Here is a 24,581-nt window from a genome sequence, read left to right as displayed (position 1 = left end):
CGGTGAGCACCACCGAACGCACCCGCGCACTGCGCCGACGCATGATCGTCGAAGCGCGTCGGGCGACCGTCGAGCACGGGTTGAGCGGTTTCACGATCGAGCAGCTCTGCGAGACCGTCGGGGTGTCACGGCGCACGTTCTTCAACCACTTCGCGTCGAAGGACGACGCCGTGCTCGGCATCGAGCTGCACGCCGACGTCGAGGCGATCGACCGGTACGCCGAGGGCGGGATCGTCCCCGGCGAGCTCGACCCGCTCGACTCGATCGTCGCGCTGGCGATCGACCAGTTCCACCGCGTCGGCATCGATCGCGCGGACGAGGTCCTGGTGCGCCGGGTCTTCGAGCGGGAACCGGCGCTCGTCGCGCGGTTCCTGTCGGCCACCGATGTGCAGCTCGCTCGGATCACGGACGCCGTGCGGCTGCGGTTCGGATGGGACGACCCCGCCGACCGCCGTGCGCGCCTCGTCACCGAGGCCGCCGCCGGGCTGCTCAAGGTGACGGCGGAGACCTACTTCGACGACGCCTTCGACGAGACCACCGGCCCGCCGTTCGACGAGCTGCTCACCCAGAACCTCCGCCTGATGAGGGCGGCCATCACCACCGGACAGGACTCCACACCATGAGCGCAACCGCGCCGGGCACCACCAAGCGTGCCCGCCCCGGCACCGACGGACCGCTGCTGCTGACACAGCGCCGGATCTGGATCATCTTCTCCGCGCTCATCGCGGGGATGCTGCTCTCCAGCCTCGACCAGACCATCGTCTCGACGGCGATGCCCACCATCGTCGGCGAGCTCGGCGGCGTCGCGCACCAGGCGTGGCTGACGACCGGGTACCTGCTCGCCTCGACCATCGTGATGCCCGTCTACGGCAAGTTCGGTGACGTCCTGGGCCGCCGCAACCTGTTCCTCATCGCGATCGCCCTGTTCACCATCGCGTCCGCCGGGTGCGCCTTCGCCGGCGACTTCACGCAGCTCGTCGTGTTCCGCGCCATGCAGGGGCTCGGCGGCGGCGGTCTGATGATCCTGTCGCAGGCGATCATCGCCGACATCGTGCCCGCCTCGCAGCGCGGCAAGTACCTCGGCCCGCTCGGTGCGATCTTCGGCCTGTCCGCGATCGGCGGCCCGCTGCTCGGTGGCTTCTTCGTCGACCACCTCACCTGGAACTGGGCGTTCTACATCAACATCCCGGTCGGCATCGCGGCGTTCTTCGTGGCGTGGTTCGCGCTGACCCTGCCGAACAAGAAGGCGACGAAGCGCATCGACGTGCTCGGCGTGCTCTTCATGTCCGCCGCGACCACGTGCCTGGTGTTCTTCTCGGAGTTCGGCGGCAGCAAGGACCACGGCTGGGACGCCCCCGAGACCTGGGCGTGGTTCGCCGGGCTCGTCGTCTCCGCCGCGCTCCTCGTGCTCGTCGAGTCACGTGCGCAGGACCCGGTCCTGCCGCTGTCGTTCTTCAAGAACCGCACCTTCCTGCTCGCGACCGGCATCGGCCTGGTGCTCGGCATCGGCATGTTCGCGGCGATCGGCTTCGTCCCGACGTTCCTGCAGATGGCATCAGGCACCTCGGCCGCGGTGTCGGGTCTGCTGATGCTGCCGATGATGGTCGGCCTGATCGGCACCTCGATCGCGTCCGGAAACCTGATCACCAAGACCGGCCGCTACCGGATGTTCCCGATCATCGGCACGGTCCTGGTCGCCATCGCGATGCTCGCGATGACCCAGCTCGCCGCGGCCACCCCGATCTGGCTGATCTGCGCGTACCTGTTCGTCTTCGGCGCCGGGCTCGGACTGATCATGCAGGTGGTCGTCCTGGTCGCGCAGAACGCCGTGCCGGCCGAGCAGGTGGGCACCGCGACCTCGACGAACAACTACTTCCGCGAGGTCGGCGCCTCCCTCGGGACCGCCGTGTTCGGTGCGCTGTTCACGGCCCGGCTCACGACGTCGCTCACCGACGTGTTCACCGGTGCCGGCGGCTCGGCGACCGATGCGGCGTCGTCGGCGGGCAGCATCGACCCCGCGACCGTGGCGAAGCTGCCCGAGGCAGTGCAGGACGGCATCGTGAACGCGTACGCCGACTCGCTGGCGCCCGTGTTCTGGTACCTGCTGCCCTTCATCGCGGTGGCGTTCCTGCTCGCCCTGTTCCTGCCGCAGATCACGCTCTCCGACACGGCCGGCATGGTCGCCCGTGGTGAGGCCGTCGGTGGCGACGAGGCCGACGAGCTCGAGCGCGCGCAGCGCGCGAGCCGGGCGGAGTCCGTTTCGGCGGAGTCCGGGTCGTCGAGTAGTGAGACGCCGGCGTCCCGCCGGGACGCCTCCGACTGAGCGAGACGCCGCCGAATCCGGCGGCGTCCTGCGGATCGCGGGGCGCGTTGTGGAGACGACGGCGTGCTGACGGGAGGCGCGGTGCCAGCTGGTACCGCGCCTCCCGTCCGTCGTCCGGTCGCGTCCACTGCCGCGGCCGGCGTTTTGCGGTGAGCGACACCTCGCGCGTTCCAGCACGCGTGAGGTGTCGCTGAGCGCGTGAGGTCGCGCGACCGGGCGCTACGCGCCGGTGCTCGCGCGCCGGACCAGGCGGGTGGGGAGCGCTACCGGCTCGGCCGCGGTGCCGTCGAGCGTCGCGAGCAGCCGTTCTGCGGCCGCGCGCCCGAGGTCGGCGCCGGGCAGGGCGACGCTCGTCAGGGCGGGGGCCGTCACCGAGGACGACGGCAGGTCGTCGAAGCCGGCGACCGCGAGCTCCCCGGGGACCGCGATGCCGAGCGAACCGGCGACGCGCAGGACGCCGTAGGCGAGCGTGTCCGCCGCGGCGACGACCGCGGTGACGTCGTCGTCCTGCCAGGCCTCGATGACGTGCTCGGTGGCCGAGGCAGCGGCGTCCACGGTGAGGTCAGCGCGGGCGGTGACCTCGGACACGGTGATGCCCGCGGCGGCGCACTCCTGCTCGAAGAGGTCGCGTCGGACCCCGAACGTCGTCGCGCGGGAGGTCCCGTCGAGGTACCCGACGCGGCGGTGCCCCCGTTCGTGCAGGTGCGCGACGAGGTCGTGGACGCCGGGGGAGAGGTCGTAGTTGACCGCTTCGGAACCACCGGGGGCGTCGAGGAGCACCACGGGCACGCTCGCCGACATCGACTCGCCCGCGGCCGGGGCGTCGACGAGGATGCCCGCCGGCCGGAGGCGTTCGAAGCGGCGGACGTCGGCTGCCAGGGGCTGCGCGCCGCGCTCGGTGACCGACAGCACGAGCTGGAACCGGTCGCCGATGGTGTCGCGCACGCCGCGGATGACCTCGGCGAAGAAGGGGTTCGACAGGTCGGGGGCGATGAGGACGACCAGGTCGCCGCTGCCCCGCGCCAGGGAGCTCGCGGCGTGGTCGACGACGTAGCCGAGCTCGTCGACGGCATCGCGCACCCGCGTGGCGATGGGGACGGACACCCGGCCGCGGTCCTTGCCGTTGACGACCAGGGAGACCGTGGCGATGCTCGTTCCGGCGCGCTCGGCCACCATGGCAGCGGTCACACGGCGGCCCGGAGCGACGGATGAAGGCACGGGTCGATGCTACCGAGGGCGCCTCGACGACTTGACGTCAAACGCTTGACGTGTTTCGATGTCAAACGCTTGACGCGCTGCGTGACGACGCTCTGTCGGACCGCGGATCCCCACCGCGTCGAGCACAGACCCCTCGATTCCCCGAAGAAGTGGAGCGCCCAGCGTGCCCAGTGCGACCCAGCCCGCGAAGATCATCCTCGACTGCGACCCCGGCCACGACGACGCCGTCGCCATCCTGCTGGCCCACGGCAACCCGGACATCGAGCTCCTGGCCGTCACCACCGTCGTCGGCAACCAGACGCTGCCGAAGGTCACCCGCAACGCCCTCGCCGTCGCGCGCATCGCCGGCATCACCGGGGTGCCGTTCGCCGCGGGCGCCGATCGTCCGCTCCTGCGCCAGATCGAGGTCGCCCCGGACATCCACGGCGAGAGCGGCCTCGACGGGCCGATGCTGCCGGAGCCCTCGTTCGAGCTCGACCAGCGGCACGCCGTCGACCTGATCATCGAGACGGTCATGGCGCACGAGCCCGGCACCGTCACGCTGGTACCGACCGGCGGTCTGACGAACATCGCCCTCGCGGCCCGCAAGGAACCCCGCATCGTCGAGCGCGTCAAGCAGGTCGTGCTCATGGGCGGCGGCGTGCACGTCGGCAACTGGAGCCCCGTCGCCGAGTTCAACATCGTCATCGACCCCGAGGCCGCGTCGATCGTCTTCGACGCCGGCTGGGACGTCGTCATGGTCGGACTCGACCTGACGCACCAGGCTCTCGCCACCCCGGAGGTCGCCGCACGCATCGCCGCCGTCGGCACCGCCCCCGCCGCGTTCGTCGGCGAGCTGCTCGACTTCTTCGGCCAGACCTACAAGGACGCGCAGGGCTTCGACTCCCCGCCGGTGCACGACCCCTGCGCCGTCGCGTACGTCATCGACCCGACCATCGTCCGCGCCGTGAAGGTCCCGATCCACATCGAGACCCAGGGCACCCTGACGCTGGGCATGACCGTCGCCGACTTCCGTGCGCCCGCGCCGGAGGACTGCCGGACGAGCGCGGCCATGGAGCTCGACCACGAACGGTTCTGGGACCTGGTCGTCGACGCCCTCGAGCGCATCGGCGAGACCCCTGACACCGGCTGGACCCCGCGCGCCGCCACGACCACCACCACGACCTCGGAGATCTGAGCACCATGACCACCACATCGACGAAGAAGTCGATCGGCGCCCTCACCGCGGCGCTCCTCGCAGCGTGCATCGCGTTCCAGCTCAACGCGAGCATGCTCAGCCCCGCGCTGGTCACGATGGCGCGCGAGCTCAAGACCGACGACGCCACGATCGGTCTCTCGCAGACCCTGTACTTCACGCTCGCGGCGCTGTTCTCGCTGTTCCTGCCGCGCCTGTCCGACATCGTCGGCCGCAAGCGCGTCCTGATCGGCATGCTCGCCGTGATGCTCGTCGGCAGCATCGTCGCCGCACTCGCCGTGAACGTGCCGATGCTGTTCGCCGGCCGGATCATCCAGGGTGTGACCGGTCCGGTCGTCCCGATCTGCCTGCTCGTCCTGCGCAACGAGATCGCCGACCCGAAGCGCTACGGCGCCGCGCTCGGTCTGCTCACCGCCGTGAACGGCGGCATCGCCGGGGTCGATGCCCTGGCCGGTGGCTGGATCGCCACGAACTTCGGGTTCCGCGGGATCTTCTGGGTCATCGCCGTCGTCACCGTCATCGCGCTGGCGCTCGTCGCCGTGTGGGGTGTGGAGTCGAAGCCGTCCGCCGGTACCCGGATGGACTGGATCGGTGTCGTCCCCCTGGTTGTGAGCGTCGGGGCACTGCTCACCGCGTTCAACGAGGCCGGCAAGCTCGGTGCCGCCAACCCGGCACTGGTGATCGGCGGTGTCGTCGTCGCGCTCGCCGCCTTCGCGGTCTTCTGGGCGGTCGAGTCCCGCGTGAAGGAGCCGCTCGTCGAGACCCGGTTCCTGAAGCGCCGTGCCACGTGGGCGCTCCTCGCGACGACGTTCCTGACCATGACGGGCGTCTTCGCGGTCGTCAACGGTCTCGTCACGTCGCTCGCGCAGAACGGCGACGCCGGCTTCGGCATGGAACCCGACCTCGCCTCGCTCGTGTTCCTCACCCCGTACGCGCTGGTCGGCTGGATCGTCGGTCCGTTCGCCGGACGCCTCGCGCCGACCATCGGCTACCGCGCCGTGCTCCGCTTCGGCCTGATCGGCAGCATCGTCTCGACGGTCCTGATGGCGCTCGTGGGCGTGCACTCGCTGCCGGTCCTGGTCACCGCGACCGTCCTGATCGGCATCACGTACGCCGGCATCGCGAACATCATCTTGAACGGCCTGGGCATCGTGCTCTCGCCGGAGTCGAACCCCGGCTTCCTGCCCGGTCTGAACGCCGGTGCGTTCAACCTCGGTGCCGGGGTCAGCTTCGCCGTCCTGCCGGCGCTGCAGATCGCGCTCGGGGTCGGCGGGTCCGCGGGCACCGCCGGGTACTCCGGTGGCATGCTGCTCGGTGCCGTGATCACGACCGCCGCGCTCGCGATCTCGTTCCTCATCCCCCGCCCGGAGAGCGCCGAGACCACGTCCGTCGCGCCGCAGAAGGAGACCGTCCGTTGACCCAGACCATCGTGATCGTCGGATCGCTCAACGCGGACCTGGTGGTCCGGACCGAGCGGTTCCCGAAGCCCGGTGAGACCCTGCACGGGTCCGACCTGGCGATCCTGCCGGGTGGCAAGTCCGCCAACCAGGCGGTGGCTGCCGGGAGGCTCGGGGGCACGGTCCGCATGATCGGTGCGGTCGGCGACGACGGGAACGGTGCGCTGCTCCGCGACTCCGTCGCGGCTGCGGGTGCGGACACGACGCACGTCGCCGTCCGGGAGGGCGTGGCCACCGGCACCGCCGTCATCACGGTCGACGCCTCGGGGGAGAACACCATCGTGATCTCCGCCGGCGCCAACGGCACGCTGACGCCGGACGACGTGCCCGCCGACGCCTTCGACGACGCCGGCGTGCTCGGCCTCTGCCTCGAGGTCTCGATCGACGTCGTCCTCGCCGCAGCCCGGGCTGCGCACGCCGCCGGGGTCACGGTGCTGACGAACCTGTCGCCGTTCGGGGACGTCCCCGCCGAGTTGCTCGAGCTGACCGACGTCCTGCTCGTCAACGAGCACGAGGCCGAGTCGCTCGGGGAGCACGGCGTCGAGCGCTCGATCGTCACCCGCGGCGGCTCGGGCTGCCTCGTGCACGACGGTGAGGCGGACCCGGTGTCGATCGACGCCGTCCGGGTCGAGCCGGTGGACACGACGGGCTGCGGCGACGCCTTCATGGGTTCGGTGGCCCTGCGGCTGGCGGCGGGGGACTCCCTCGTCGACGCCGCACGGTTCGCGGTGGGGGTCGGGGCGTACGCCGCGACCAAGGCGGGCGCACAGGCCTCGTACCCGACCACGGCGGAACTCGAGGCGTTCCTGCGGGCGGAGGACGGGCCTCCCGGTCGTTGACCGCTTGCCCGGCCGCTAGCGTTGTGGCATGCGCGTGGGAGTCCTCGACATCGGGTCCAACACCGGCCACCTGCTCGTGGTGGACGCCCACGGCGGCGCCGCGCCGCTGCCGGCGTCCTCGTTCAAGCAGCCGCTGCGGCTGGCCGAGCACCTCGACGACGCCGGCGCGGTGACGCCCGAGGGCGTGGACGCGCTGACGCGGTTCGTCGCGGATGCCGTGCGCGTCGCCGAGGAACGCGGCTGCGAGGACATGCTCGCCTTCGCGACCTCGGCCGTGCGCGACGCGGTGAACTCCGACGAGGTGCTCGCCCACGTCGAGGCCTCGACCGGGGTCGAACTGGCCGTCCTGTCCGGTGGGGACGAGGCGCGACTGACGTTCCTGGCGGTCCGGCGGTGGTTCGGGTGGTCGGCCGGACGTCTCGCGGTGTTCGACATCGGCGGTGGATCACTCGAGATCGCCGGGGGCGCCGACGAGGCGCCGGACGTCGCGTGGTCGATGCCGATCGGTGCTGCACGGCTCGCCCGCTCGTACTTCGCCGCGGGCACCCCGACGGAGGACGACGTCCGCCGCATCCGGCACGAGATCCGCGTGGAGATCGCCCGCGACGCCGGCAAGTTGCTCCGCGCCGGTCGGCCGGACCGTGCCGTGGCGACCTCGAAGACCTTCCGGTCGATCGCGCGGATCTGCGGGGCGGCGCCCTCTGGTGCCGGTCCGCTCGTGCCGCGGGTGCTCGACGGTGACGTGCTCCGGTCGAAGCTGCCCGCGCTCCTGACCATGTCGGTCGACGAACTCGCGACGCTGCCCGGGGTGTCGGCGAGCCGGGCGCACCAGGTGGTGCCGGGTGCGCTCGTGGCCGAGGCCTGCCTCGACATCTTCGACCTGCCGGCGCTGGAGATCTGCCCGTGGGCGCTCCGCGAGGGCGTGATCCTTGAGCGGCTCGACCAGCTGTCGGTGCTGGGCAACTCCCAGTAGTGACCGTTATGGTCAGTACATGACCAAAACGGACACACCCCGTGCGCTCGTCCCCGGTGCACTCTGGACGGTCGCGGGAGTCGGATGGCTCGTCGGCGAAGCCGTCTCGGCGTCGGCGTTCCCCGGCTACAGCTACGCGACGAACTACATCTCCGACCTCGGGGTCCCCGACGTCGGCGCGTTCCAGGGGCGGTCCATCGACTCACCGCTGCACGTGCTCATGAACACGACGTTCATCGGGCAGGGCGTCCTGTTCGGGATCGCAGCGGTGCTCGCCGTCGTGGTGTTCCGTGCCGCGTCCCGCCGTGCGCGGGTGGCGACCGCGGTCCTCGCCGTGGTCCACCTGGTCGGGATGGTCCTGGTCGGCTCGTTCCACGGCAGCCAGACGAGCACCGACGGCGGCACCATCGTGTTCCACGTGCTCGGCGCGGCGGCAGCGATCACGACCGGCAACCTCGTGGCGATCACCGCCGGCATCGGGTCCCGGGCGCTGCGGGCACCGGCGGCCTACCGGATCGCGAGCGTCGTGCTCGGGATCCTCGGCCTCGTCTCCCTCGTGATGCTCGTCGTGGACTCGTCGTCGACGGTGTTCGACGTGCTCCCCGACGGCGTGTGGGAGCGTGCGTCCGTGTACACGATCGTCGCGTGGGAGCTCATGACCGGGATCACCCTGCTGGTCGCGGGGACCCGGCGGCGGGCGGCACGGGCCTCGGCGGTCCGCGCATGACCCGCCCCGCGCGCCGTGCTCGGCCCTCTGCCGAGGAGATCAACGGGGACGTCCTGGACATCACCGCCGGACTCATCGCCCGCCGCGGCATCAAGGACACCGCCGTGCAGGCCGTCGCCGACCAGGCCGGCTACTCGAAGGCGGGCATCCTCGCCCGGTTCACGAGCAAGGAGCTGCTCGTCGAGGCCGCGCTCGCGCAGTGCGCCGTGCAGACCGAGGCGATCCGGGCAGCTGCCTCCGACGCCCCCGCGGGGGAGTCCCGCGACGCCGCAGCGCTCGCGGGGATCGTCGACCTCGCACTCGCCCGGCCGGGGTGGGCGGAACTCGCCCTCGCGGCGTTCACCCTGCGGCGCGGGGACGACGTCGGCGTCCGGCTCGAACCGGTCGCCGCGACGCTCCTCGACGTGTTCGGCATCGACATGGCCGACGCCACGGCCACCCCGCTGGACCGGCGGGCGCGGGTCTCCGGGGCGTTCGGTGCGATCGTGATGCTCGCGCTGACGTACGAGACCGAGGTCTCCGCCGCCGAGGCCCGGCCGCACATGCTGCAGATCGGATGGGACGCCCTCGGCCACGGTGGGCCCGTGCCGCTCGGGGTCGTCGGTTAAGCCCGCTCGGACCTCGGCGGAGCGAGCAGCCACGGACGGATCAGCTTCGTCACGAAGGGCAGCACCCAGAACGTCATGATCGGTGTGAGCACGAGCGTCGTGATGAGCACCCGCGGCAGCGCTGCGAGTCCCGCGAACGACGGCACGAGCAGCCCGACGACGATCGTGAACGCCAGGTTCACCGGGAAGAAGCCGAGCCAGATGCTCACCGCCTGCTTCCACCGCGGGGGAGCGCTCGATGCAGGGGCGTCCTGCGGGACGTCGAACCAGCCCTCGATACCGGTGCGCTTCTCGACGCGGGACTCCACGACCAGGTCGCGACCGAGGTCGAGCCAGCGCAGCCGGTCGTCGGAGTTCTCCCACGTGGCCAGGGAATCGTGGTCGGCGAAGCGGTAGAGCATGTGCCACTCGCGGGACTGCGCCCGGGACCGCACCCACCCGGAGCCGAGGAACCCCGGGTACCGGTTGGCGAGGTTCACGCCGGACTGCACCCAGTGGGTGACCTCGGGGATGCGGTCGGGTTCGACCAGGCGGGTGATGGACACGGTGACGGGCGGGCCGGCGGTCTCGGGTGACGACTGCAGGCTCCCTGGCTCTTGTGGAGTCATGGGTCCAGTGTCGCGGACGCGTGTTACCGGCTCGTGTCGTGTCTCCGTCCGTGCTTGACTGGTCCGATGACGCCGCAGCGAATCATCGGGATCGGCTACGAGGGATCTGACCTCGACGGACTCATTGCAAAGCTGCGCCTCCGCGGTGTAGACCACGTCGTGGACGTCAGACTGAACCCGATCTCACGAAAGCGCGGCCTCTCGAAGACGGCGTTGCGGGCAGGGCTGGGCGCGGCGGGCCTCGGCTACAGCCACCTCCGCGCACTCGGAAACCCCAAGACGAACCGCGATGGTTTCGCAAGCACGACCGGCCCCGCGGCGGATGCAAGCCGGACTGCGTACCGGCAACTCCTGCGATCGGAAGCAGCGCAGGATGCACTCTCACAGATCCGGGAGCTCGCCACCGGCCATCGCGTCGCGCTGATGTGCTTTGAGGCCGACGGATCACACTGTCATCGGGAACTTGTCCTGGAGGCGCTCGGCGTCGGGGCGCTTGCCCTCGTGGTCTGACTCAGAAGAGCGTCGAACCCCAGTCCGAGTCCCTCGGTACGTGGTGGATTCCGAGCGCCGAGAAGCTCCTTCGTTTCGGAGGGTCGGCGATGTTGCCGACGAACAGCGATGTGCGCCGGTCGGAGCTGAACTGCTCATCGCCGAACTTGCGCTCGATCTGGGCTTTCAGCGCATCGTCCGAAAGGTGCCGCTGATGGTACTGCAGCGCCGACAGCTCGAAATCGAGCAGAGACGGTTCGTGACCGGGGCAACTCGCGGTGTCGCACCGGTACCGGATCTTCACCACGAACCGCGGCGGCTGCAGCGGCGCTCGTGCAGAGCCCGGATCGTCGAAGAGCGTCGGCTGTGAAACTGCGGCTTCGACCGCCCGCTGTTGCGATTGCGACCAGCCCTTGTGCCGGCTGATGACAAGGCGATCGAAGCGAGCCACATGCACAAGGCCGAGGGACTGAGAGTCCTGATGGCGGTGCACTCCCGCAATCAGATCGCACATGCTCGGGCCGATCAAGGTCGAGAGGACGCGTTCGCGTGCGGCTTTCTGTTTGAGGTTGGTCGTGACGCGAAGTGAGTCCCAGATCGGTCGACGACTCTCGTGGCGACTGTCTGACTTCGCGGGGATCGTGTCGACCTCGATCACGTCGTACTTCTTGAACTGCTGATCTGTCGAGAGATGCCGGAAGGGCACCGGGTACAGGCGGACCCAGTCGCGCCGGTCGCCATCGACGCGCACGCCGGCAACGCAGACCGTGTCGATGTAGGTGTTCGAGGGCTCGGGTGCCGCCTTGACCGTGACCAGCACCTGCATCCGTTCCGGCATTCGCCACCCCTCTCGCCCTGAAATCTCAGCATACTGGGCTGCGAGGCCGTCCGCATCGGGCGGCTCGGGCTAGCTCGCCTGCTTCTTCTCGGCGGGTGCCTTCTTCGCCGGGGGCTTCTTGGCGGGCGCCTTCTTCTTCGCAGGGGCCTTCTCCGCCGTTGACTTCTTCGCCGCGGCCTTCGCAGCCGGCGCCTTCGCGGCCGGTGCCTTCTTCGTCGAGCCGGACGCGCTCGAGTCGGAACCCGACGACGAACGTGAGCTCGACGCCGAACGCGACCCCGAGCCTCCTGTCCGCTTCTTGTCCACGGACGCACGCAGGGCGGCCATCAGGTCGAGGACGTCACCGCCCTCGCCCTCGTCGTCCTCGTCCTCCTTCGCGCCGAACGTCTTCTCGGTGTCGATGTCGTCACCGGCGTCGAGCTTGGCGTCGATGAGCTGCTGCAGTTCCTCTTGGTAGGAGTCGGTGTAGCGGTCGGGATCGAAGTCCGTCGACATGCTCTCGACGAGCGACGAGGACATCTTCAGTTCGTTCGCGCTGACCTTCACCGACGAGTCCAGCGCCGTGAAGTCGGCGGCTCGGACCTCGTCGCCCCACAGCAGCCCCTGCAGCAGGATCACGTCGTCGTGAACACGCAGCACGCCGAGCCGGGTCTTCTGGCGCAGCGTGAACTGCACGATCGCGAGCCGGTCGGTCTTCGCCAGGGTCTCGCGCAGCAGCACGTAGGCCTTCGGCGAGCGCGAGTCGGGCTCCAGGTAGTACGTCTTCTCGAACATCATCGGGTCGACCTGGTCGACGGGCACGAACTCGAGCACCTCGACCTCGTGCGACTGCTCCTCGGGGAGCTGCTTGAAGTCGTCCGCAGTGAGCACCACGGTCTTGTCGCCGTCGTCGTAGGCGCGCTGAATGTCGGCGTACTCGACCTCGTGCCCGAACTCGCAGACGCGCTTGTAGCGGATGCGGCCCTTGTCCTCGTCGTGGACCTGGTGCAGGGACACGTCGTGCGTCTCAGTGGCCGCGTAGACCTTGATGGGCACGTTGACGAGCCCGAACGCGATGGAGCCCTTCCAGATCGACCTCATGCGCACATGATGCCCGTGTCCGCACGGGAGCGCCCGCAGTGTCGCTGGATGCGACGGGATGTCCGCGGTCGCTGGTACCCATGACACATGTTCGAGGGGATCATGCGGACGGTGCAGTCGCTGACCGGAGCCGGGGTCGTGGTGGCGGTCGGGACGCTGCTCGTGTTCGTGCGCGGAGCGCTGCGACCGGCCGACCTGCAGCAGCGGATCGACGACCGGACAGCACGGTGGCTGATGCCCTTCCTGCGCTCGGGCGGTGCGGTGTCGCAGGCGCAACGACAGCAGATCGCCGCGCTGCTGCCGGCTCGCGACGACCCGACACCACCCGGGACGGAGGCGCTCGTCGCGCTCGAGCCATGGCTCCGGGACCCCGGTCGGACGCGTGCGGAACTCGTCGTGCGGTCCAGGGCGCACGCCGTCCGGCGGCTCGACGCTCACGACCGTGCCCTGAAGGGGGCGCCGACCTTGCGCGCGGCGCTCTGGAGGACACGGCTGGCCGGGTGCACGGACGAGCTCCGATCGCTCGTCGACGCCGCTGTGTGGCTCGTCCGCGCCGCCACCGACCGACGACGTCTCCGTCTGTCCGGGCATCTCGCCGCCTGGGTCGGTGGCGGCGGTGCGTTGCTGAGTGCGGTCGTGGTCGCCGGCGGCACGTCGCGGGGTGTGGCGGACGCCGCCGGCGAGATCAGTACCTCCGCGGCAGTCCTCGCACTCCTCGCCGCGCTGGTCGGCCCCGCGCGGCATCGGTTGTGCGCCGCCGCGGCGGACCTCCGAGCCCTCCCACCGCGCTTCCGCGTCGTGATGACGCTCGGAACCTTGGTGGTCCTCGCGCTCGTGGCCCTCTGGCAGACCGGCACCATCCGTGCCCTGTGGGCCTGGACGGCGCAGCTCGCCGACGACCTCCCGACCTCCTGGTCCGTGCTGCTCGGCGGAGCGGTGTCCGGGCTGATGCTCCTGGCGGTGGTCATCGGTGGGGTACGGTCCGCACTCACGCGTGGCGTCCCGCTGCACGACCGGTTGATGACCATCGGTGCGGTCGTCCTCCTCGGCGGCGCTGCCGTCGTCGGTGTCGTCGCTCTCGTACCGGTCGCGGCTCCGTTCCTCAGCGTCGCGACGATCGCATGGATCACCACGCTCGTCGGCGTCACCGTGGCGGCCGGTGTCGTGCGGATCACCGATGACCACCGCCTGGCGACTGGGCTCGCGGCGGCCGGCCGTCCGGTCCGTCGCGGCAGCTGGCCGTACGCGACCGCGTCGGTCGTGATTGCGTTCACGGCGGCCTGGATCCTGACGAGCGTGGTCGGCACGACGACCACCTCGGTGGTCGCGCAGCTCGTCGGGGTGGCCGCGGGACTCGCGCTGGGGCCGCTGTCCGTGTGGGCCGCTGTGTGCCTCTGGCTTGCCGATCGCCGCATCCGGCGGGCGGACGAAGCGTGGCGACTCGCTGGCGCGCCCGGCCGCACCGTCGCCGGCGGAGGCGAGAGTGCAGCCGCGTCGAGTGAGTCGTCCACAGATCCGGGTTCGCTGGACCGTCGACCGGTCGACGCGAGCACGATGGGCGCATGAGCCAGCTCGACAAGCAGGACCCGCGCTCGCAGTTCGCCAGGCCGCCGTTCCCCGCGCAGACGCAGCAGGGGTCCGGGCTGGCCAGTGCGATGGACCCGCCGCCCGACCACGGTGAGGTCTCCTACCTCGGCACGGGGCGCATGCGGGGGTACCGCGTGCTCGTCACGGGTGCCGACTCCGGCATCGGCCGAGCCGCGGCGATCGCGATGGCGAAGGAAGGGGCCGACGTCGCACTGAACTCCCTGCCCGAGGAGATCGACGACCTGACCGAGGTCCGTGACGTCATCGCCGACCTCGGTCGCAACGCCGTGATGCTGCCCGGTGACCTGACGGACGAGGGCTTCTGCGACGAACTCGTCCGGACGGCGGTGCGCGACCTCGGCGGGCTGGACGCCCTCGTCCTGGTCGCCGGACACCAGCTGGTGCACGAGGACGTCACCGAGCAGTCGACCGAGGACTTCGACCGCACGATGAAGGTCAACCTGTACTCGCTGTTCTGGCTGGTCCGGGCAGCCGTGCCGCACATGGCGCCGGGCAGCGCGATCGTGACGACGAGTTCGGTGTCCGCGTACCAACCGCAGGACCGCATGATCGACTACGCGGCGACGAAGGCCGCGATCACCACCTACACCAACGGCCTCGCGCGGCAGCTCGCGGCGAAGGGCATCAGAGCGAACACCGTGGTGCCCGGGCCCGTGTGGACGCCACTGCAGCCGATCAGCTACCCGGGCGACGAGATCGCACGGTACGGCCAGGACACCCCCTTCGGCCGGCCGGCGCAGCCCGTCGAGCTCGGCAGCGCCTACGTGTACCTGGCGGGGCCGGAGTCGTCGTACACCTCGGGCACGACCCTGACGGTGGCGGGAGCGACCGGGGTGGCGCTGTGAGTCCGGCGGCCCGCAAGACCGTCGTCCTGGTCGGCGAACGGCGACTGGCGCTGACGAACACGGACAAGGTGCTCTACCCCGAGACCGGCACGACCAAGGGGCGGGTGATCGAGTACTACGAGCGTGTGGCGCCGTGGATGATCCCGCACGTCAAGGACCGTCCAGTGACCCGGAAGCGGTGGGCGAACGGCGTCGACGGCAAGGTCTTCTTCGAGAAGAACCTGCCGGACTCCGCCCCGGACTGGGTCCGCCACCACACCATCCACCACTCCGAGCACGACAACGAGTACCCGATCGTCGACGACCTGCCGACCCTCGTGTGGATGGCGCAGCAGGCCGCGCTGGAACTGCACGTGCCGCAGTGGCGGTTCGGCCCGCGCGGTGGGCAGCAGAACCCGGACCGGCTCGTGCTCGACCTGGACCCCGGCGAGGGCGTCGGCCTGCCCGAGTGCGTCGAGGTGGCGGTCGCGGCACGCGAGATCCTGCACGGCATGGGGCTCGACCCGTACCCGGTGACCTCCGGTTCGAAGGGGATCCACCTCTACGCCGCGCTCGACGGCCGGTCGACCACGGCGAACGTCTCCGACGTCGCGCACGAACTCGCGAAGGCGCTCGAGCACGACCTGCCCGACCTGGTGCTGTCGTCGATGAGCCGGGCCGAGCGGACGGGCAAGGTGTTCGTCGACTGGTCGCAGAACAACGGCAACAAGACGACGATCGCGCCGTACTCGCTGCGCGGCCGCGAGCGGCCGACGGTCGCAGCACCCCGCACCTGGAAGGAACTCGAGGAACGCGGGCTCGCGCAGCTCACGTTGGACGAGGTCCTCGAACGCCTGCAGGCGCACGGGGACCACCTGCACCCGGTCGCCTCCGCCTCGCTGGCCGTCGGGCGCGACGACCACGGTCACTGGGACAGCGACCGGACCGAGCGTGCGAACGAGGCCGAGCAGCCGGCTCGCGACCGGCTCACTGCCTACCGCGCGAAGCGCGACGCATCGAAGACGCCGGAACCGGTGCCCGAAGGAGCCCCCACGGTCCGGAAGGACGGCACCCCGACGTTCGTGATCCAGGAGCACCACGCCACCCGCGACCACTACGACTTCCGGCTGGAGCACGACGGTGTGCTGGTGAGCTGGGCATTGCCCAAGGGCGAACCGACCGACCCGGGCAAGAACCACCTGGCCGTGCAGACCGAGGACCACCCGCTCGAGTACGGCGCGTTCGAGGGCACGATCCCGAAGGACGAGTACGGCGGCGGCACGGTCACGCTCTGGGACGACGGCACCTACGAGCTCGAGAAGTGGCGCGAGGGCGAAGAGGTCATCGTCACCCTGCACGGTCGGACCGGCGGCGCTCGCCGACTGGCGCTCCTGCACACCCGCGGTCGGGGCGGAGCGGGCGACGAGAAGAACTGGCTCATCCACCGCACGAAGGAGCAACCCGACAAGCTGGCGGACGCCGGCGGCGCGACGGACGCGGGGCGGGCCTCCCGTCCCTCTGCCGCGCACCGAGACGGACAGCGGCGCATCAGCGGAGCCAGCCCTGCGGACACCCCTCCGGGGGACCGACGGACCATGCAGGCCACCCTGGCGAAGGACGCACCCCGGCTGGACCCGGCCGACTGGGCGTTCGAGATGAAGTGGGACGGCGTCCGTGCGCTCGCCACCGTCCGGGACGGCTCGGTCACGCTGCGGAGCCGGAACGACAACGACCTGACGGAGCAGTACCCGGAACTGCAGGAACTCGGCGACCGTGCCGGGGTCGACGGCGTCTTCGACGGCGAGATCGTCGCGTTCGACGACCGGGGGCGCCCGAGCTTCCAGCTCCTGCAGAACCGGATGGGCCTGACGAAGGCGCGCGAGGTGCGGGCGGCGCAGCAGACGACCCCCGTGCGGTTCCTGGTCTTCGACGTGCTCGAGGCCGACGGGCACGAACTCACCCGCCTCGCGTACGACGCCCGGCGGCAAGCGCTCGAGACGGTCGTCGAGCCCGGCGGGGCGATCGACGTGCCGCCAGCCTCGCAGGGTGACCTCGACGGCGTGATGGCGTCGTCGCAGGAGCAGGGCCTCGAAGGGGTCGTCGCGAAGAAGCGCAGCTCGAAGTACGCCGAGGGCAGGCGGTCCGAGGCCTGGCTGAAGCTGAAGCACCACGCCACGCAGGAAGTCGTGGTCGGTGGGTGGAAGCCTGGCAGTGGTCGTCGAGCGGGCGGGATCGGCTCGTTGTTGCTCGGCGTGCCCGGTCCGGACGGTCTCGAGTACGTCGGCAAGGTCGGCACCGGGTTCCGTGACCGCGACCTCGACGAGATCGCCGCAGCGCTGCGACCGCTCGACCGGAAGACCTCGCCGTTCGTCGACGTGGCCCGGATCGACGCACGGGACGCGCACTGGGTGACGCCGAAGCGGGTGGGCGAGGTCGAGTTCGCCGAGTGGACCGGTGACGGACGCCTGCGGCAGCCGTCCTGGCGGGGCTGGCGTCCGGACAAGGACCCCGAGGACGTGGTGCGCGAACACTGACCTGCTCGCCGGACCGGCCGCCATGTGCCGGCTCGCGAACGCGCTGATGCGTGCGCATGGGGTCCGCCCGTGGCGAAATTCCGTCCCCCGTCCGGCGCTCGGGCGGGGGACGTTTCCACCCGTCCGGCCGCCGGTCCGCCGCCGACTGTTACGTTCGCCGGGACGAAAGGGCCTGGGGATGAGCTCGAGCAAGTACCTGCCGCCGTACACGGCCGAAGAACGCGTCGCGATCAACGGGGATCGTGCCGCACGGATCCCGGTCGATCCGGGGGCCGTGGTGACCGACACCGAAGCGACCTACGCGGACTTCCTCGCCGACGAGACCGACGAGTAGCCGCCGGGGCGGGGGAGAAGACGGCCCGTGCACCGGATCAGGGAGCGCACGGGCCGCCGTCGAAGCACCGTGACCGACCCTTCAGGGATGGCCGGCCACGGCGCGCTCGCACCAGGCGCGCGGAGGCGTACCTGGTAGGCACGTACTAAGGACGTGACGAACACCCGATTCGTCACACGAGAATCCGAGATCCGCGAAGAGGAGCTGCTCCTGTCCAGCGACGAAGCCCTCGCGGCGTTGTCCGACGCCTCGCTCGTCGAGCGCAGCGCCGACGGCGACACGGCCGCGTTCGGGGTGCTGATCCGTCGGTACGGACCGCACATGCGGGCCTACGCGGCTCGGATCCTCGGGTACGGCGACGGCGAGGCCGACGACGCCGTCCAGGAAGCCGCACTGCAGGCCTGGCAGCGCATCGACCGGGTCGAGGACCCGGATCGGGTGCGCAACTGGCTCTTCCGGATCGCGGCCAACAAGGCCCTCGACCGGCTCCGCGGGCGGCACCCGCACGCCGACCTCGAAGCGATGGTCGACGCCCCGGACGAACGACCCGTCGACGAGGTGGTCGCCACCCGGATGCAGGTGCGGGAACTCGCGCGTATCGTGCAGGCACTCCCGGATGCACAGCGCGCCGTCTGGGTGATGCGCGAGGTGGGTGGGGCGCCCTACGCCGAGATCGCCGAGGCGACCGGGTTGCCCGCGCCGACCGTCCGCGGGCTGCTCGCACGTGCGCGGCGACACGTGCTCGAACAGATGGAGGGGTGGCGATGACCGACGACGTCGACGACCGTCACGGTGCCTTCACGCTGGACGAACTCTCCGACTACCTCGACGCCGACCGGACTCCTGTCCGGGCGGACATCGAGGGTGATCCCGAAGCCGTCGCCGCACTGGAGCGGCTGCAGGCCCTGCGGGTGGCATCACGGGACCTGCTCGACACCGAGGCATCGGCGGACGGCGACGAACGCTGGATCAGCTCGGTGCTCGCGTCCATCCGGACGACCGCCCACGCCGGACGCGACATCCCGGTCCCCGACGACGATCCGGCCGCGCACCTGGTCGTGACCGAGGGGGCTCTGCGCGGACTCGTCCGTACCCTCGGTGACGACGTGCCCGGTGTCGTCGTCCGGCGGACCCGGTTCAGCGGGGACGTCGGGGTGCCCGGCGGCGCCGTGGACGTCGACGTCACCATCGTGGCCACGCTCGAGGCATCGGTGTCGGACCGTGCCGAGGCGCTCCGGGCACACATCACGTCGGTGCTCGGCGCGCACGCACCGTTCCGGATCCGCAGTGTCGTCGTCCGCGTCGCCGACGTCGTGGTCGGGGGCACACCGTGACCGCGGACGTCCGGGTGCTCTCCCGCGAACTCACCTCCGTCGTCCTCGCGGTGCCGGGCGTCCGGTCGGTCCTGCCGCCCGGACCCGGGCTCGCCACGCTCGTCCGCGACGTCCGCTCCGTGCTCGAAATCCCGCGGGACGGTGGGGCCGTGCTCGTGCAGGACCGCCCGGACGGGGCGCGGATCCGCGTGGTCGTCACGACCAACCGGGCCGTGCCGACGATCACGGTCATCCGGGCCGTGCGTGACGCCGTCGTGACCGCAGCGCGCCACTCCCTCGGAGCATCGCCCTCCGACGTCACCGTCCGCGTCGTCGAGATCGACTGAGCGTCAGGCGGCCGGTGCCGGTCCGTCCGACGGCTCGGCGTCGTCCGCGACGGGGAGGTCCTCGTCGACGAGCTCGTCCTCGCCGGGCTCGGACACCTCGGCCGCAGCGGCCTTGGCCTCGTCGATGGACTCCTGCGAGCGGCGGAGGAGGTCGTCGTCGTGTGCAGTCTGGTCGCTCATGCTCCAGGAGGCTACGCGGGCGTGCCTGTGTCGGCGTCCCGGCGTCCGGCCGGGCGGTGCGACCCCCAGTGTGTCCTGCCCCGCGGATCGGTCCTCGGGTGGGGCGGCTCGAAGTCGACCGCCGAGGTCGGAGCCGGTGACGAGGGCATCGCCGGCGCGGCCGGTGCGCCGTACGCGTCCGCCGCATCGAGCACGGCGCGCGTCGCCGCAGCGGCCGTGCGCAGGGCGTCGCCGATCGGCATCGCCCGGTGGCCGGGGGTCCGGACCTCGACGCCCCACGGCTCGTCGAAGCCGAGCTCCCGGACGGTGCGCACGAGCCCCGGCAGGTCCCACGCGCCCGCGCCGGGCAGGTACCGTGCCTCGCGGGCTTCTTCGGACAGGGTCATGCCGGCCGGGGTGTGCAGGAGCCCGTCGCTCAGTTCGACCGCCGCGAGCGTCGCGGGCGCGACCGCCTGGCGGATCGACGCCAACGTGGACCCGCCCCGCAGGGTGTGCATCGCGTCGAGCAGCAGCCCGCCGTTCGGGTGACCCGCCGCCACGACGAACCGCGAGGCCCGTTCGATCGTCGGCAGGTTCGACCACGGCTCGGGTTCGAGGACGAGCTGCGCGCCGACGGCCGCGGCCTGGTCGGCCAGCACGGTCCAGTCGTCGGCCATAGTGATCGGTGAAGCGCCGGGCAACGTCGTGTCAGCACGAGCGATCACCTGCCAGGCACGGAGCGCCGCGGCGGCCTCGAGGACCACCCCGCGGTCGGCGGCGTCGTCGTCGGCCCGGCTCGTGCAGGTCCACCAGCGGTCGAGCGGCCCCAACTGGACCCAGACGATCCCCGCACCGTCGAGCATGCGGCGGAGTTCGGCGAAGCCCGTCGTCGCACGCACCTCGTGCAGGTCGTCGAGCGACAACGAGAGCCCGGCGAACCCAGCGGCACCGACCGCGTGGACCCGTTCGCTGATGGGCTCGTCGCCCGCCCACGTCCACGACGTCGCCAGCAGATCGTGTTCCATCACGGCCGTACCTCCGTCATCCCGGAGCAGCTGCAGACGCCCGTCGCGATGGTCCTGCCCCGTGTGTGTGACGCCGCGATCCCCACCTGGCGTCGAACCAGGGATACCCGGCGTGTCTGCGAGCCCTCCCAGCGGCGCGTCACACTGCGGAAACGCCGGTCAGACGATGCGGGTGCGGACCGTGCCGATGCCGGCGATCGTGCCGACGACGAGTTGTCCGCGTTGCAGGGCCCCGACCCCCTCGGGCGTCCCCGTCATGAGCAGGTCCCCTGGGGCGAGCGTCACCGATCGCGACAGCGCCGCGATCGTCTCTGCCACCGACCAGATCTGCTCGGCCAGGTCACCGACCTGGCGTCGTTCGCCGTCGACGACGAGCTCGATCACACCAGCCGTCGGGTCGATGCCCTGCGCCGGGACGATCGCGCCGATCGGTGCCGAGGCGTCGAACCCCTTCGCCGTGTCCCAGGGCCGACCGAGACGCTTGGCCTCGGCCTGGAGATCGCGTCGGGTGAGGTCGATGCCCACCGCGTAGCCCCAGACGTGGCTGAGCGCGTCGTCGACGCCGATGTCCGCGCCGCCGGTGCCGATCGCAACGACCAGTTCGACCTCGTGCTCGAGCTGCGCCGTCTGCGGCGGGTACGGGGTGTCCGCGTCGTCGACGACGACGGCGTCTGCCGGCTTGGTGAAGAAGAACGGCGGCTCGCGGTCCGGGTCGTGACCCATCTCGCGTGCGTGCGCCGCGTAGTTCCGACCGACGCAGAAGACGCGTCGGACGGGGAAGCGTGCGCCCGTGGTCGTGGGGACGGTCGGGAGGCTCGGGGCCGGGATGACGAGGTCGGTCACGGTCTCAGCGTGGCAGGCTCGCAGGGCGTCGGTTCAGCTCTCACCGAAGGACGCCTCGTACTTGAGCTTCCGCGCGCGGGCGCGCTCCTGCCGTTCGCGCCACTCGATCCGTGCCTGGCGGAGCTCCTCCTCGGCGCCCTTCGCCCGCATCATGGGGCCGTAGTGCGGATCGGCGAGCAGCGCTGGCGTGGTGAGCTCACGTCCGTCCAGCCAGTACTTGAAGTCCCGGTCACTGAGCTTCGAGATCATCGTTCGTCCCTTCGTTCGTCGCTGTCTTCAGGTCATCGAGTGCCTGGCGGACCCAGCGGTCGTCAGCGGTCGTCCAGTCGCGGGTCGTCAGGGCGACCGACATGACAGCAGCGGCCTCTCGCTGCCGCACGTCGTCCGAGGTCGCGCGGTCGGCGACCCACGACCAACGCTGCCACCAGAGATCCCGGTGCCCCAAGAACTCGGTATTTCGCCGCCCGGCCCGCCCGTCGACGACCGACACGACCAACGCGCCGACGGCCACGAGAGCCCCGACCACCGACACGACCGCACTCGTCAACGCGACATCCATGTGGACCACCCTGACGCCACAGGACCGGCCACGCGGCGGGCGTGACCGGTCCTGTGGACGGTGATCCGGGCCTCCCGGCCTGTGCAGGAGGGATCAGGCAGACGGGTCCTGCGGCCACCCCGAGAACTCCCACCCGTCGACGGACGGGTGGTCCTCGCCCCGTGAGTAGGCGTACTCGCGGGCCGCGTCCCGTGCGACGGACAGCCGGTCGAGCAACTCGGCGTGTGCACCCGCGTCGACCCGCGTCAGGGCGTCGTGCGCCAGCGCGAAGCGGTCCATCTCGTTCCGCATGAGCATGTCGAACGGCGACGTCGTCGTGCCCTGCTCCAGGAACCCGTGCACGTGCAGGTCGTCGTGGCCGTTGCGGCGGTAGGTCAGCTGGTGCACGAGCGACGGGTACCCGTGGAACGCGAACACCGTCGGGGTCCCGGGCAGGAAGAGCTCGTCGTACCGCTCGTCGGGGATCGGGTGCTCGTGCTTCCGGGGATCGCCGAGGGCGAGCAGGTCGACGACGTTGACGACCCGGACGCCGACCCCGGGAGCGTGCTGCCGGATGATGTCCGCGGCGGCGACCGCCTCGACCGTGGGGACGTCCCCGGCGCAGGCGAGGACGACGTCGACGCGACCGACGGACTGCTCGGTACCGGCCCAGTCCCAGACCCCGAGACCTGCGTCCGCGTGGGCGACGGCGTCCTCGAGGGACAGGAAGACGGGCTCGGGGTGCTTCCCGGCGACGATCACCTCGATGCGGTCGGTGGTCTCGAAGGCGTGTGCCGCGACGGCGAGCAGCGTGTTGGCGTCGGCGGGCAGCTTGATCCGGACCAGGTCCTGCTGCTTGGACGCGACGACGTCGAGGAACCCGGGGTCCTGGTGGGAGAACCCGTTGTGGTCCTGCCGCCAGACGTGCGACGACAGCAGGATCGACAGGTTCGACACGGGCGCACGCCATTCGATGTCGGTCGAGGACTCGAGCCACTTGGCGTACTGCCCGACCATCGAGTCGATGATGTGGGCGAACGCCTCGTAGGTGTTCAGGAGCCCGTGCCGGCCGGAGAGGACGTAACCCTCGAGCATGCCCTCCAGCAGGTGCTCGGACAGCACCTCGGTCACGCGTCCACGGGCAGCGAGGTGCTCGTCGCCGACCGCGCGTTGTGCCCGCCACACGCGCGAGGTGACGTCGAAGACGGCGTCGAGCTTGTTCGAGATCGTCTCGTCCGGGCCGAAGAGCCGGAACGACGACGGGTTCTTCGTGATCAGCGCTGCCAGCCACGGGCCGAGCGTGCCGGTGGCCGAGGCCGTCGAGCCGGCGGGGACCCCGTACGCGTCGAGCGCGGGCCGGTCGAGGGCCGTCCGGATGCGCCCGCCGTTGGCGTGGGGAGTGGCGCTCATCCGGTCGTCGCCGGTGGGACGGATCGTCGTCATGATCCCGACGGGGTTCCCGTCCGCGTCGAAGAGCTCCTCGGGTCGGTAGGACCGCATCCACTCCTCGAGCTGGGCGCGGTGTGCGGAGTTCTCGCGGACCTCGGACAGCGGCACCTGGTGGGCGCGGAACGTCCCCTCGACCTGCTGGCCGTCGACCTCCTTCGGCCCGGTCCACCCCTTCGGGCTGCGGAGGATGATCATCGGCCAGCGGGGGCGCAGGTCGGCGGCGCCGGCGGGTTGCCCGGCAGCCGCACGTTCGGCCTGGGCCCGGGCCGCGGCCTGGATGTCGTCGATCGATGCGAGCGCTCGACGCAGAGCGCCGTCGAACAGGGCGTGCACGGCGTACGGGTCGTCGTCGACCCGCTTCGAGTCCACCACGATCGGCTCGTAGCCGAGGCCACGGAAGTAGGCGGTCAGGTCCGCACCGGGGATGCGGGCGAGGACGGTGGGGTTCGCGATCTTCCATCCGTTGAGGTTGAGGATCGGGAGCACGGCACCGTCCGACACCGGGTCGAGGAAGGTGTGCGCCTGCCACGACCCCGCGAGCGGGCCGGTCTCCGCCTCACCGTCACCGACGACGCATGCGACCACCAGGTCGGGGTTGTCCAGGGCCGCTCCGTACGCGTGGGCGAGGGAGTAGCCGAGCTCGCCGCCCTCGTTGATCGATCCGGGCGTCTCGGGTGCCGCGTGCGACGGGATCCCGCCGGGGAACGAGAACTGCCGGAAGAAGCGCTGCAGGTCGTCGTCCGCGTACAGCTCGCCCCACGTGCCGTCGAGCCAGGCGTTCGCGTTCATCGCCGGGCCGCCGTGGCCCGGGCCGCAGACGTAGAGGAACTCCCGTCCGGTCTCGGCGATCAGCGCGTTGCAGTGCGCGTACACGAGGTTGAGGGCGGGCGAGGTGCCCCAGTGTCCGAGCAGCCGGGGCTTGATGTCGTCGGGCTCGATCGGCCGCCCCGACAGCGGGTTGTCCAGCAGGTAGATCTGCCCGACCGTCAGGTAGTTGGCGGCACGCCACCAGGCGTCGACCGCCCGGAGTCGGTCGGTGGTGGAGAGCTGTGCAGGAGCCATGCCCCCACGCTACGAAATGCCGGTCCCGTGAACCTCAGGAAACCCGTTCCAAACCGATCGCGGGGGTGCACCGAATGAGTTGCACAGGGCAAAAGCCCAGGGCGCTCTCCGGTCAGACATGGCCGTTGTTCAGCGTACGCACAGGAGCATACGTCGGCCGTCGGCCGGGGTGCCCACACAGCAAAGGACA

The 24,581-nt window shown here is 71.0% G+C and carries 26 protein-coding genes; 16 read left to right on the top strand and 10 right to left on the bottom strand.

Annotated elements, in window-relative coordinates; translation table 11 throughout:
* Window positions 1–2: 2 nt before the first annotated feature.
* Window positions 3–623, top strand: coding sequence for a TetR/AcrR family transcriptional regulator (locus tag M4960_RS11750; RefSeq protein ID WP_248704328.1), 621 nt, complete (start codon window positions 3–5; stop codon window positions 621–623).
* Window positions 620–2,323 (top strand): MDR family MFS transporter, encoded by a 1,704-nt coding sequence (locus tag M4960_RS11745; RefSeq protein WP_131881860.1) that lies wholly within the window; start codon window positions 620–622, stop codon window positions 2,321–2,323. Before M4960_RS11750 ends, M4960_RS11745 begins: the two co-directional genes overlap by 4 nt.
* Before the next feature lie 219 nt (window positions 2,324–2,542).
* Here M4960_RS11745 and M4960_RS11740 read toward each other — a convergent pair whose 3' ends face one another.
* The gene (locus M4960_RS11740) at window positions 2,543–3,541 is read right to left on the bottom strand and encodes a LacI family DNA-binding transcriptional regulator (protein WP_248704327.1); all 999 of its coding nucleotides are present in this window, start codon (window positions 3,539–3,541) and stop codon (window positions 2,543–2,545) included.
* Between the two features lie 163 nt (window positions 3,542–3,704).
* Between M4960_RS11740 and M4960_RS11735 the strand changes: the two genes are divergently transcribed.
* From M4960_RS11735 to M4960_RS11710, 6 genes are read left to right on the top strand one after another with little or no spacing between them, the layout of a single operon-like run.
* The gene (locus tag M4960_RS11735; protein WP_123937319.1) at window positions 3,705–4,718 is read left to right on the top strand and encodes a nucleoside hydrolase; all 1,014 of its coding nucleotides are present in this window, start codon (window positions 3,705–3,707) and stop codon (window positions 4,716–4,718) included.
* Window positions 4,719–4,723: 5 nt separating this feature from the next.
* Window positions 4,724–6,154, top strand: a complete 1,431-nt coding sequence (locus M4960_RS11730; RefSeq protein ID WP_123294886.1) for an MFS transporter — start codon at window positions 4,724–4,726, stop codon at window positions 6,152–6,154.
* Entirely contained in the window at window positions 6,151–7,032 is an 882-nt protein-coding gene (locus M4960_RS11725; protein ID WP_248704326.1) for a ribokinase, read from the top strand. The genes M4960_RS11730 and M4960_RS11725 overlap by 4 nt, the downstream gene beginning before the upstream one ends.
* 28 nt (window positions 7,033–7,060) lie before the next feature.
* On the top strand, window positions 7,061–8,005 hold the full coding sequence (locus tag M4960_RS11720; RefSeq protein WP_123294888.1) for a Ppx/GppA phosphatase family protein: 945 nt from the start codon (window positions 7,061–7,063) through the stop codon (window positions 8,003–8,005).
* Between the two features lie 19 nt (window positions 8,006–8,024).
* Window positions 8,025–8,732, top strand: a complete 708-nt coding sequence (locus M4960_RS11715) for a DUF998 domain-containing protein (RefSeq protein ID WP_248704325.1) — start codon at window positions 8,025–8,027, stop codon at window positions 8,730–8,732.
* Window positions 8,729–9,340: a TetR/AcrR family transcriptional regulator gene (locus M4960_RS11710; RefSeq protein ID WP_248704324.1), complete on the top strand. Its 612-nt coding sequence runs from the start codon at window positions 8,729–8,731 to the stop codon at window positions 9,338–9,340. The genes M4960_RS11715 and M4960_RS11710 overlap by 4 nt, the downstream gene beginning before the upstream one ends.
* Here the strand turns inward: M4960_RS11710 and M4960_RS11705 are convergent.
* Complete coding sequence (locus M4960_RS11705; protein WP_123294891.1) at window positions 9,337–9,948, bottom strand: antibiotic biosynthesis monooxygenase; 612 nt, start codon at window positions 9,946–9,948, stop codon at window positions 9,337–9,339. The two genes, M4960_RS11710 and M4960_RS11705, sit on opposite strands and share 4 nt — an antisense overlap.
* Window positions 9,949–10,014: 66 nt before the next feature.
* On the opposite strand from M4960_RS11705, the gene M4960_RS11700 reads away from it, so the two are divergent.
* Window positions 10,015–10,458 (top strand): DUF488 family protein, encoded by a 444-nt coding sequence (locus M4960_RS11700; RefSeq protein ID WP_173170270.1) that lies wholly within the window; start codon window positions 10,015–10,017, stop codon window positions 10,456–10,458.
* Between the two features lies 1 nt (window position 10,459).
* On the opposite strand, the gene M4960_RS11695 is transcribed toward M4960_RS11700, so the two are convergent.
* Together M4960_RS11695 and M4960_RS11690 are read right to left on the bottom strand one after the other, a co-directional pair.
* Complete coding sequence (locus M4960_RS11695) at window positions 10,460–11,275, bottom strand: hypothetical protein (RefSeq protein ID WP_133937556.1); 816 nt, start codon at window positions 11,273–11,275, stop codon at window positions 10,460–10,462.
* Between the two features lie 69 nt (window positions 11,276–11,344).
* On the bottom strand, window positions 11,345–12,355 hold the full coding sequence (locus M4960_RS11690; protein ID WP_248704323.1) for a Ku protein: 1,011 nt from the start codon (window positions 12,353–12,355) through the stop codon (window positions 11,345–11,347).
* An 87-nt stretch (window positions 12,356–12,442) separates the two neighbouring features.
* Between M4960_RS11690 and M4960_RS11685 the strand changes: the two genes are divergently transcribed.
* From M4960_RS11685 to M4960_RS11655, 7 genes are all read left to right on the top strand, one after another.
* Window positions 12,443–13,921, top strand: a complete 1,479-nt coding sequence (locus M4960_RS11685) for a hypothetical protein (RefSeq protein WP_131881848.1) — start codon at window positions 12,443–12,445, stop codon at window positions 13,919–13,921.
* The gene (locus M4960_RS11680) at window positions 13,918–14,808 is read left to right on the top strand and encodes an SDR family oxidoreductase (RefSeq protein ID WP_123294896.1); all 891 of its coding nucleotides are present in this window, start codon (window positions 13,918–13,920) and stop codon (window positions 14,806–14,808) included. Before M4960_RS11685 ends, M4960_RS11680 begins: the two co-directional genes overlap by 4 nt.
* Window positions 14,805–17,321 (top strand): ATP-dependent DNA ligase, encoded by a 2,517-nt coding sequence (locus tag M4960_RS11675; protein WP_248704322.1) that lies wholly within the window; start codon window positions 14,805–14,807, stop codon window positions 17,319–17,321. Before M4960_RS11680 ends, M4960_RS11675 begins: the two co-directional genes overlap by 4 nt.
* Before the next feature lie 178 nt (window positions 17,322–17,499).
* Window positions 17,500–17,655: a hypothetical protein gene (locus M4960_RS11670; protein WP_159570798.1), complete on the top strand. Its 156-nt coding sequence runs from the start codon at window positions 17,500–17,502 to the stop codon at window positions 17,653–17,655.
* A gap of 153 nt (window positions 17,656–17,808) precedes the next feature.
* Window positions 17,809–18,423: an RNA polymerase sigma factor gene (locus tag M4960_RS11665; protein WP_243649780.1), complete on the top strand. Its 615-nt coding sequence runs from the start codon at window positions 17,809–17,811 to the stop codon at window positions 18,421–18,423.
* Entirely contained in the window at window positions 18,420–18,989 is a 570-nt protein-coding gene (locus M4960_RS11660; RefSeq protein WP_123937329.1) for a hypothetical protein, read from the top strand. Before M4960_RS11665 ends, M4960_RS11660 begins: the two co-directional genes overlap by 4 nt.
* Window positions 18,986–19,315, top strand: coding sequence for a hypothetical protein (locus tag M4960_RS11655; RefSeq protein WP_248704321.1), 330 nt, complete (start codon window positions 18,986–18,988; stop codon window positions 19,313–19,315). Before M4960_RS11660 ends, M4960_RS11655 begins: the two co-directional genes overlap by 4 nt.
* 3 nt (window positions 19,316–19,318) lie before the next feature.
* Here M4960_RS11655 and M4960_RS11650 read toward each other — a convergent pair whose 3' ends face one another.
* From M4960_RS11650 to M4960_RS11625, 6 genes are all read right to left on the bottom strand, one after another.
* Window positions 19,319–19,495, bottom strand: coding sequence for a hypothetical protein (locus M4960_RS11650; protein ID WP_165901280.1), 177 nt, complete (start codon window positions 19,493–19,495; stop codon window positions 19,319–19,321).
* A gap of 11 nt (window positions 19,496–19,506) precedes the next feature.
* Window positions 19,507–20,499: a sugar phosphate isomerase/epimerase gene (locus tag M4960_RS11645; protein WP_173170282.1), complete on the bottom strand. Its 993-nt coding sequence runs from the start codon at window positions 20,497–20,499 to the stop codon at window positions 19,507–19,509.
* Between the two features lie 159 nt (window positions 20,500–20,658).
* Entirely contained in the window at window positions 20,659–21,342 is a 684-nt protein-coding gene (locus M4960_RS11640) for a fumarylacetoacetate hydrolase family protein (protein ID WP_123294901.1), read from the bottom strand.
* Between the two features lie 33 nt (window positions 21,343–21,375).
* Window positions 21,376–21,591 (bottom strand): hypothetical protein, encoded by a 216-nt coding sequence (locus tag M4960_RS11635; protein ID WP_123294902.1) that lies wholly within the window; start codon window positions 21,589–21,591, stop codon window positions 21,376–21,378.
* Window positions 21,572–21,874 carry a hypothetical protein gene (locus M4960_RS11630; RefSeq protein ID WP_131844797.1) on the bottom strand — a complete coding sequence of 101 codons (303 nt, stop codon included), beginning with the start codon at window positions 21,872–21,874 and terminating at the stop codon, window positions 21,572–21,574. Before M4960_RS11630 ends, M4960_RS11635 begins: the two co-directional genes overlap by 20 nt.
* Window positions 21,875–21,994: 120 nt before the next feature.
* Window positions 21,995–24,391: a phosphoketolase gene (locus tag M4960_RS11625; RefSeq protein WP_248704320.1), complete on the bottom strand. Its 2,397-nt coding sequence runs from the start codon at window positions 24,389–24,391 to the stop codon at window positions 21,995–21,997.
* Between the last annotated feature and the right edge of the window lie 190 nt (window positions 24,392–24,581).

This window comes from Curtobacterium sp. MWU13-2055, assembly GCF_023242305.1.
Taxonomy (GTDB): Bacteria; Actinomycetota; Actinomycetes; order Actinomycetales; family Microbacteriaceae; genus Curtobacterium.
The sequence above is the reverse complement of the archived record's forward strand: the minus strand, read 5'-3'. Positions and strand labels throughout refer to the sequence as shown.

Coding starts and splice junctions, on each gene's coding strand:
- M4960_RS11715 (WP_248704325.1), top strand. CDS start 8,025: ATGACCAAAACGGACACACCCCGTGCGCTCGTCCCCGGTGCACTCTGG.
- M4960_RS11650 (WP_165901280.1), bottom strand. CDS start 19,495: ATGAGCGACCAGACTGCACACGACGACGACCTCCTCCGCCGCTCGCAG.
- M4960_RS11670 (WP_159570798.1), top strand. CDS start 17,500: ATGAGCTCGAGCAAGTACCTGCCGCCGTACACGGCCGAAGAACGCGTC.
- M4960_RS11745 (WP_131881860.1), top strand. CDS start 620: ATGAGCGCAACCGCGCCGGGCACCACCAAGCGTGCCCGCCCCGGCACC.
- M4960_RS11730 (WP_123294886.1), top strand. CDS start 4,724: ATGACCACCACATCGACGAAGAAGTCGATCGGCGCCCTCACCGCGGCG.
- M4960_RS11685 (WP_131881848.1), top strand. CDS start 12,443: ATGTTCGAGGGGATCATGCGGACGGTGCAGTCGCTGACCGGAGCCGGG.
- M4960_RS11700 (WP_173170270.1), top strand. CDS start 10,015: ATGACGCCGCAGCGAATCATCGGGATCGGCTACGAGGGATCTGACCTC.
- M4960_RS11695 (WP_133937556.1), bottom strand. CDS start 11,275: ATGCCGGAACGGATGCAGGTGCTGGTCACGGTCAAGGCGGCACCCGAG.
- M4960_RS11710 (WP_248704324.1), top strand. CDS start 8,729: ATGACCCGCCCCGCGCGCCGTGCTCGGCCCTCTGCCGAGGAGATCAAC.
- M4960_RS11635 (WP_123294902.1), bottom strand. CDS start 21,591: ATGATCTCGAAGCTCAGTGACCGGGACTTCAAGTACTGGCTGGACGGA.
- M4960_RS11645 (WP_173170282.1), bottom strand. CDS start 20,499: ATGGAACACGATCTGCTGGCGACGTCGTGGACGTGGGCGGGCGACGAG.
- M4960_RS11660 (WP_123937329.1), top strand. CDS start 18,420: ATGACCGACGACGTCGACGACCGTCACGGTGCCTTCACGCTGGACGAA.
- M4960_RS11680 (WP_123294896.1), top strand. CDS start 13,918: ATGAGCCAGCTCGACAAGCAGGACCCGCGCTCGCAGTTCGCCAGGCCG.
- M4960_RS11720 (WP_123294888.1), top strand. CDS start 7,061: ATGCGCGTGGGAGTCCTCGACATCGGGTCCAACACCGGCCACCTGCTC.
- M4960_RS11690 (WP_248704323.1), bottom strand. CDS start 12,355: ATGAGGTCGATCTGGAAGGGCTCCATCGCGTTCGGGCTCGTCAACGTG.
- M4960_RS11625 (WP_248704320.1), bottom strand. CDS start 24,391: ATGGCTCCTGCACAGCTCTCCACCACCGACCGACTCCGGGCGGTCGAC.
- M4960_RS11705 (WP_123294891.1), bottom strand. CDS start 9,948: ATGACTCCACAAGAGCCAGGGAGCCTGCAGTCGTCACCCGAGACCGCC.